Here is a 7,207-nt window from a genome sequence, read left to right on the forward strand (position 1 = left end):
GGCGTTGGAGAGCGTGTATTCGTGGCCGCAATAGATGGCCGTTTCAGCTGGAAGTGCAGCCAGCTTCTTCAGCGAATCATACATTACCGGCGGCTTGCATTCGAACAGCCGCCCACAACCCAGCGCAAACAGCGTGTCGGCGGTGAACGCCACGCTCGAGGCCGGCAAATAATAGGAAACGTGGCCGGCAGTGTGGCCGGGGGTGGCGATGACTTCGATCCTTTCATCGCCAAGATGGAGAACCGAGCCGTCTTCGACGGTCTCGTCGATGCCGGGGATCTTGGCCTTTTCGGCCTCCGGGCCGACGATGCGCAGCTTGAAGCGCTCCTTCAGCGCCAGATTGGCCTCAACGTGATCCATGTGATGATGTGTGGTCAGGATCATCGTCGGCGTCCAGCCGGTGCGCTTTATCGCGGCCAAGATTGGCGCTTCCTCGGGCGCATCGATGATCGCGGTCTGGCCGCTTTTGGGGTCATGCACCAGCACGCCGAAATTGTCGCTGCGGCACATGAACTGTTCGATTTCGACCGGCATCACATCTCTCCGTTATGGCCGCAGACATAGGGCGCTTGCGGGTCGATGTCATCCCGGATGTCGAATGACATTCCCGGAATGTCGGGTCGTCGCGGCCTTTTGTTGAAACCTGGCGACATCACGGCTACATCCCTGCCATGCATTCCGACATCGTCGATCTTCGCTCGTTCTATTCGACAACGCTCGGCCGGTTCGCCGAGCGTTCGATCACCATGGCGTTGTCGTCGATATGGGCGGCCGTTCCCAACGAGCGGCTGGTTGGTCTGGGCTACACCTTGCCGTGGCTGGAGCGGTTCGGCAGCGACGCCGAGCGGGTCTTCGCCTTCATGCCGGCAACGCAAGGCGCGGTGGTGTGGCCGGCGACGGGGCCGACGGCGACGGCACTGGTCTTCGACGAGGAACTGCCGCTGGTCGATTCCTGCATCGACCGCATGCTGCTCGTCCATTCGCTCGAACATGTCGAGAACCCGCGTGAGACGCTGAACGAGATCTGGCGCGTGCTGTCGCCGGCCGGCCGGGTGGTCATCGTCGTGCCCAACCGGCGCGGTGTCTGGGCGCGCTTCGAGCACACCCCATTCGGCAACGGCCGGCCCTTTTCGCGAGGCCAGCTTACGGAACTGCTGCGCGAGGCCAATTTCACGCCCGCCGCCTGGTCCGATGCGCTGTTCTTTCCGCCATCGCGGCGCCGTTTCATGATGCGCTTCCACAATGTACTGGAGCGCGCCGGCCGGCGGCTGTGGCCGATCTTTTCCGGGGTCATCGTGGTCGAGGCGCAGAAGCGGCTCTATCAAGGCGTGCCGGTGGCGCAGCGCGCATCGCGCCGCGTCTTCGTGCCGGTGCTGTCGCCGCATGGCGCCACCCGGCTTGGCCGTCACAAAGCGGATGCCAAGCCCTTGGCTGCGCGGGTGACGGCTTCGTGATCGCGGCAAGCGTGCCTGACGTCGTTTCCCTGCCTATCTGTCGCAAGCAGACCGACAGCCCATCCGGCAGCTCATACGAACGCCTGTCAAGTTTCTCCATCCGGTTGCAGCACTGACGCAAGGACCTCGGCCATGGCTGATCAACCGGACAATGCCGCCGCCGTTCAGCCGGTTGCCGTGGCGGTCGAGGCCAGCAGCCTGCACGATCAGGTGATGACGATCCGGCGGGCGCTTGCGGGATCGCCGGTTCGCAGATGGTTGCTGTGGACATCGGTCGGCATCATGGCCGTGATCATCGCAACGTCGATCGGCCAGGTTCTGCTCAACCGCTGGAACCAGCCTTTCTACGATGCGCTTGCCCGCCGCAACATGGCGGCCTTTTTGCACCAGCTCCTCGTCTTCGCGGCCATAGCCGGGGGACTTCTGGTGCTCAATATCGGCCAGACCTGGCTCAACCAGATGATCAGGCTCAAGCTGCGCGAGGCGCTGACGCTGGATCTGATCGATCAATGGATGCGGCCGGCGCGCGCCTTCCGTCTGGCCAATGCCGGCGCCATCGGCGTCAATCCCGACCAGCGCATGCAGCAGGACGCCGCGCATCTGTCCGATCTGTCAACCGATCTCGGCGTCGGCCTGCTGCAGTCGTGCATCCTGCTCGTGTCCTTCGTCGGCGTGCTGTGGGAGCTGTCCTCGGGCTTCGTGTTCCACATCGGCGGGACCTCGCTGGCCATACCGGGCTACATGGTCTGGGCCGCCATCCTTTACGCCGGCATCGCCTCCTGGCTGAGTTGGCTGGTCGGGCGGCCGCTCATCCGCCTGAACAGCGACCGCTATACACGCGAAGCCGAGCTGCGCTCCTCGATGGTGCGCGTCAACGAGAATGTCGATGCCATCGCGTTGTATCATGGCGAGGCCGACGCCAGGCGGCGGCTCGAACTCGATCTCGGCACGGTGCTGGGCGCCATGCGGCGCATCTACACCGCCCAGATCAACCTGTCCTGGGTGACCGACACCTATGGCTGGATCACCGTCGTGGCGCCCATACTGGTTGCTTCGCCTGTCTATTTCTCAGGTGATATCAGCTTTGGCGGGCTGATGATGGCGGTCGGCGCATTCAACCAGGTCCACTCCTCCTTGCGCTGGTTCATCAACAACATCGGCAGCATTGCCGATTGGCGCGCCACGCTGATGCGCGTGGCCGATTTCCGCATCGCGCTCGATGAAACCGATGCGTTGCACGACACCGAAAAGCGCATCGCCTTCGGCCAAAACGTCAGTGGCAGCCTGACTTTCGAGAAGCTCGAAGTGGCCTCGCCGGAGGGCTGCACCAGGCTCGCCGACCCGCATGTCGAAATCCGCCCCGGCGAGCGCGTCATGATCACCGGCGATCCCGGTGCGGGCAAGACGCTGTTCTTTCGTGCCATTGCCGGCCTGTGGCCATGGGGAAGCGGCCGGATCGGCCTGCCGGCGGGAGAAACCCCCATATTCGTGCCGCGCGTGCCTTATTTTCCGGTCGGCACATTGCGCGAAGTCCTCGATCACCCGAACGGCCCCGCGCCGGCGGACGATGCCGACATTTCGGCGGTGCTGGCCGAGGTCGGTCTGGGACGGCTATCCTCATCGCTCGACCGCGCCGGGCGTTGGGACCATGAGTTGGGCGATGACGAACAGCGCTCGCTGGCCTTCGCCAGGCTCGCGTTGCGGCAGCCGAAATGGGTGATCATCGACGAGGCGCTGGATGCATTCGACGGCCCATCGCTAAGACGCGTGCTGTCGATGCTCGAGAAGCGTTTGCCGGCGACAGCGATCCTCAACATCGGGCGCGGCCAGCACAACGACCACTTCTTCCCGCGCGCGTTGACGATCGTCAAGGATTCCGGTGCGCCAGCGCTGAAGCCCGCCCGCGTCAGAGCCGGCGCGATCGAACCGCCGCCAGTCGCCGCCCGCGGCAAGAAATGACCTGATATCCGGACGGGGAAGCAAAGCTTTATTTTGCCGTGATCGCGAGGGAAGCTCTTCGGGAGAACAACCTGGCGACGGCCATGCTTGATGCTCTGCGCCTGCTTGCCTGTCTTGCCTGCGCCCAGGCTGCCCCCGCCGCCTCGCCGCGGGATGCGCTCGCCGTCGACGTCGAGCTGGTGCTGGCAGTCGACATCTCGCTGTCGATGGACGAGAAGGAGTTCGCGCTGCAGCGCGCCGGTTATGTCGAGGCGCTGCGGCATCCCGACTTCATCAAGGCTGTCCGCGCCGGCGCCACGGGCCGCATAGCGCTGACCTATTTCGAGTGGGCCGGCACGGTGCGCGACGACGCGGTCATCGGCTGGCAGATCATCGATAGTGCCGAGAGCGCCAACAGCTTTGCCGACGAGGTCGCGGCGCGTCCGTTCCGCAGCTTTCGCGGCACTTCGATTTCCGGCGCGCTGGCCTTCGGTGCCGAGCTTTTCGACCGCACGTCTTTCCAGGGCGAACGTAGCGTCATCGACATTTCGGGCGACGGACCGAACAATATCGGACCGCCAGTCACCGCGACGCGTGATGCGGCGACTGCCAAAGGCATCGTCGTCAACGGCCTGCCGATCCTGATCAGCCCGTCGCCCACCTTCAGCCATCTCGACCAGTATTACGCGCAATGCGTGACCGGCGGGCCCGGTTCCTTCGTGCTGCCCATCTATGCCGCCGCGGAGTTTTCGACAGCCATCCGGCGCAAGCTGATCCTCGAAGTGAGCGGCATTCGGGACAAGGCGAGAATCACCCCCGTCGACGCGGCCAAGCCGATAGACTGCCTGCAGGGCGAACGGGACAGGCGGTTTTTATCGGATCCGTATTTTCCCGAACTTGACCGCTGAGCTCTCGATAGTGCGGTTCACGCAATCCGGAGGGAAAACCGTTCCACGATTTTCCTGGAGTTGCTCTGGGTTCAGGCGAGCCGGGCGCCACATTGGTTGCGAAACTCGTTGGAGAGATCGCGGCGCCAGCGTCGGCCATGGACATAGCCTTGCATCAATTCCGGCAGCGAGTAGCCAAGCGCTTTCGACGATCGGTTGGCCATATAGCCCTGGAATGCCTCCGGTATCCTGCCTCGCAGGATATCGGCGATGAGCTGCCGCGAGATCATGTAAGGCGGAATGTGCGGGTAGGCGTGGGCAATATGAGGATGTTTGCCCATCAGGTTCGCATAGGCCTCGACATAGCCGTCACGGCGGCCGGAAATCGAGTTCTCCGAATTGTATTTCGTCCAGTCGAGGTCCTCGGACAGTTGCGCACCGAAGCGCCGGGCAAGGCGCAGCAGCAATTCGCGATCCTGCATGCGGGTGATGTCGCTGTCGTAGCCGCCGATGGCCAGCAAGGCTTCACGGCGAGCAGTGATCGCGGAGCCGGCGATGAAGATGGTCTGCCCAACCAGCGTCCGCTCAAGCATTGCGGGGCTCACGAATGCCTCTGGGTTGGCGCAGTTTGTGATGCGATTGCCCTTCAGGGACACGAACGAACTGATCAGCACTTGCAGTGCAGGATTTTCATCGAACCAGGTCAGGGTTCGTTCAAGCCGGTGCGGCAAGTAGATGTCGTCGGAATCGAGGAACGTCACCAACGGTGCCCGCGCCCGCTCGATGCCGGCATTCCTGGCGGCGTTGGCGCCTCGCCATTTCGCCCCGACATAGATCAGCCGCGGGTCCTGGATGCGGGCCAGCGCCGCTTCGGTCCCATCGGTCGAACCATCGTCGACGACAATGTGCTCAAACCTCGACATGCTCTGGGAGAATACGCTTTCCACGGCGCGCAACACTGTTTCGCGTCGGTTGTGGGTCGGCGTAATGACCGTGATGAGAGGTACTGGATCGATCCCGGCCATGTCTGTCAGCTGTTTCCTGCGCAGGGTTGCGCGTCTGTCCAGGACTTTTCGATTTTCAGAACGGTCGAATGGATTGGACTTCCCTTTCTCTACACCACATCACAGTCGGCGCGACGCTATAAAAAACGACTGCCCCTGTCACCCACCGTGCCGGTACTCAATCCAGGCGAGACAACGAATCCCCGCTCTTAGCGTTCCAATTGCAACAGCACCGCCGCACATAGCATTACGAATCACCGTGGAAGCAACCCATCATGACAGATAGCATACATCCCATTACCTCAGACGTAATCGCTTAGCGCTCGGCCTTTGGTCAGATTGCCCATGCAGAGGCCGGCAACTCGGCTTCGATGACAAGGGAGTTCAGTCATGGCCGCTTACGCCGTCGCCCATATGCGCCAAGCCACAATGGGTCCGCAGATCGTCGAATATCTGCATAGGATAGATGCCACGCTGGAACCTTTCGGCGGCCGTTTTCTGGTCCATGGCGGCGATGTGGAGGTGATCGAGAACGACTGGCCTGGCCATCTGATCATCATAGAATTTCCCGACAGGCAGCATGTGCATGGCTGGTACAATTCGCCGGCCTACCAAGCGATACTGGCGCTGCGCACGGACAATTCGGAGGCCGATGTGGTGTTCGTCGACGGCGTCGAACATCCGCACAAGGCCACGGATGTTCTGGAGCAATCGCCGGATCAAGGATCAATTGGACGCTGAACTGCGGTTCAAGGAATGGCGGTACAGCGTCTAGCTATGCCCAACATAGTCTGGCACCGTTTCGATTTTGTCGCGAACCATGCCAGTTGCGAAACTGAACTGGCCCCAAAACGCCAAACCATAAAATGCCTGACCGACAATCAGAGAAAAGGGAACCTGCCAAAGCGGCATCCCGGTTTCCCGGGCATGGCCTACGATCCGTCGTGTCGTGCGCCATGACATGGTGAGCCACCGGCTGAAGGACTTGACTATCCGTCGCGTGCGGCTCGGCGAATTGAGCGCAACGAACTTCCGGTCGGCGTCGCGACCTGTAACCAGGGCGCGCCAGTAAAAGAACCGCCAGCCCCGCGGCGAATAGTGATAAACGCGTGCGTTGACATTATGAATTTTGTGGCCTTCCCGCAGCAGTTCGCGCATCAGCAAAGTGCAGGAAACCTTGAAGCCGTTATGTTTTGGAAAAGGGTGGCTGAGGATCCACGCGCGTCGAAACGCTACATTGTTGGCGTTGATCGCTCGCTTCGAGGCAAATCGCCCGTCACCACGGGCCATCGGGAAAAACCAGATCAACGCAAAGGTTCTTGAAAAGAAGTCGTCGTATGAAAGGTATGTATATCCGTTTGCGCAGATAACTTCAGAGTTTTCAAAGGGTTCAAGCAGTCCTGATAGCCATCCTGGTTCCGCGACCACGTCGGAATCCAGAAAGATGACGATATCTCCGTCCGATGCCAGCATACCGTTGTTCTTCAGGTCGTAATATCGGCCGCCAGGGAAAGCTGTGAAGACGAGTTCGGCAACCTGACCGAGCTGCGGGGCCTCATTCGAAATCTCACGACGCAACGCCTCTTTGTCCGACTCTGCTCCGCCGTGAGAGATGACGATCCTTGGTCGCGCTGAACCGGTTGCTGAAACCGATGAGATTTCCCGAGCCAAGGCCTTCATCCCAACGCCGATCTCGCCCCAGTCGATCGATTTTGCATTCTCCATTTCGACGACGAGTGAATAAGTTGCGCGTTCTTCGACCATTTTTTGCCCCCCCGAGCCGTCAGTGTGGCTATAGCCGCACTAGCCCGCTGTCAAACAGTCGACGCCATTTACACTGGTTCGCGATCGTCATACAGGGCGACTTTGCTCGGCGCCAAACACACTGTTGCTTGGCGAGTCGGGTCTTTGATCGGTGAGGAAA

At 61.3% G+C, this 7,207-nt stretch carries 7 protein-coding genes; 4 read left to right on the forward strand and 3 right to left on the reverse strand.

The window, feature by feature from the left end; all coding sequences use genetic code 11:
- The coding region (gene gloB / locus EN969_RS10265; protein ID WP_127419106.1) for a hydroxyacylglutathione hydrolase at positions 1–534 on the reverse strand (534 nt) is incomplete at its 3' end.
- A 137-nt stretch (positions 535–671) separates the two neighbouring features.
- Between gloB and EN969_RS10270 the strand changes: the two genes are divergently transcribed.
- The 3 genes from EN969_RS10270 (at position 672) to EN969_RS10280 (ending at position 4,300) form a co-directional block, all read left to right on the forward strand.
- Complete coding sequence (locus EN969_RS10270; protein WP_013529379.1) at positions 672–1,454, forward strand: methyltransferase domain-containing protein; 783 nt, start codon at positions 672–674, stop codon at positions 1,452–1,454.
- A 132-nt stretch (positions 1,455–1,586) separates the two neighbouring features.
- Positions 1,587–3,413, forward strand: coding sequence for an ABC transporter ATP-binding protein/permease (locus EN969_RS10275; protein WP_063169102.1), 1,827 nt, complete (start codon positions 1,587–1,589; stop codon positions 3,411–3,413).
- 83 nt (positions 3,414–3,496) lie between these two features.
- The gene (locus EN969_RS10280) at positions 3,497–4,300 is read left to right on the forward strand and encodes a DUF1194 domain-containing protein (RefSeq protein ID WP_063169101.1); all 804 of its coding nucleotides are present in this window, start codon (positions 3,497–3,499) and stop codon (positions 4,298–4,300) included.
- A 71-nt stretch (positions 4,301–4,371) separates the two neighbouring features.
- On the opposite strand, the gene EN969_RS10285 is transcribed toward EN969_RS10280, so the two are convergent.
- Positions 4,372–5,304, reverse strand: coding sequence for a glycosyltransferase family 2 protein (locus tag EN969_RS10285; RefSeq protein WP_013529382.1), 933 nt, complete (start codon positions 5,302–5,304; stop codon positions 4,372–4,374).
- A 369-nt stretch (positions 5,305–5,673) separates the two neighbouring features.
- Here EN969_RS10285 and EN969_RS10290 point away from each other — a divergent pair, with 369 nt between their 5' ends.
- Positions 5,674–6,024: a DUF1330 domain-containing protein gene (locus tag EN969_RS10290; protein ID WP_013529383.1), complete on the forward strand. Its 351-nt coding sequence runs from the start codon at positions 5,674–5,676 to the stop codon at positions 6,022–6,024.
- A gap of 30 nt (positions 6,025–6,054) precedes the next feature.
- Here the strand turns inward: EN969_RS10290 and EN969_RS10295 are convergent, their stop codons facing one another.
- Positions 6,055–7,047, reverse strand: coding sequence for a glycosyltransferase (locus EN969_RS10295; protein ID WP_127419107.1), 993 nt, complete (start codon positions 7,045–7,047; stop codon positions 6,055–6,057).
- Between the last annotated feature and the right edge of the window lie 160 nt (positions 7,048–7,207).

The sequence above is a fragment of the Mesorhizobium sp. M7A.F.Ca.CA.003.01.2.1 genome (assembly GCF_003998945.1).
GTDB lineage: Bacteria > Pseudomonadota > Alphaproteobacteria > Rhizobiales > Rhizobiaceae > Mesorhizobium > Mesorhizobium ciceri.

Excerpts from the sequence above, each read along its gene's own strand:
- EN969_RS10270 (WP_013529379.1), top strand. The coding sequence starts at position 672 with ATGCATTCCGACATCGTCGATCTTCGCTCGTTCTATTCGACAACGCTC.
- EN969_RS10275 (WP_063169102.1), top strand. The coding sequence starts at position 1,587 with ATGGCTGATCAACCGGACAATGCCGCCGCCGTTCAGCCGGTTGCCGTG.
- EN969_RS10280 (WP_063169101.1), top strand. The coding sequence starts at position 3,497 with ATGCTTGATGCTCTGCGCCTGCTTGCCTGTCTTGCCTGCGCCCAGGCT.
- EN969_RS10285 (WP_013529382.1), bottom strand. The coding sequence starts at position 5,304 with ATGGCCGGGATCGATCCAGTACCTCTCATCACGGTCATTACGCCGACC.
- EN969_RS10290 (WP_013529383.1), top strand. The coding sequence starts at position 5,674 with ATGGCCGCTTACGCCGTCGCCCATATGCGCCAAGCCACAATGGGTCCG.
- EN969_RS10295 (WP_127419107.1), bottom strand. The coding sequence starts at position 7,047 with ATGGTCGAAGAACGCGCAACTTATTCACTCGTCGTCGAAATGGAGAAT.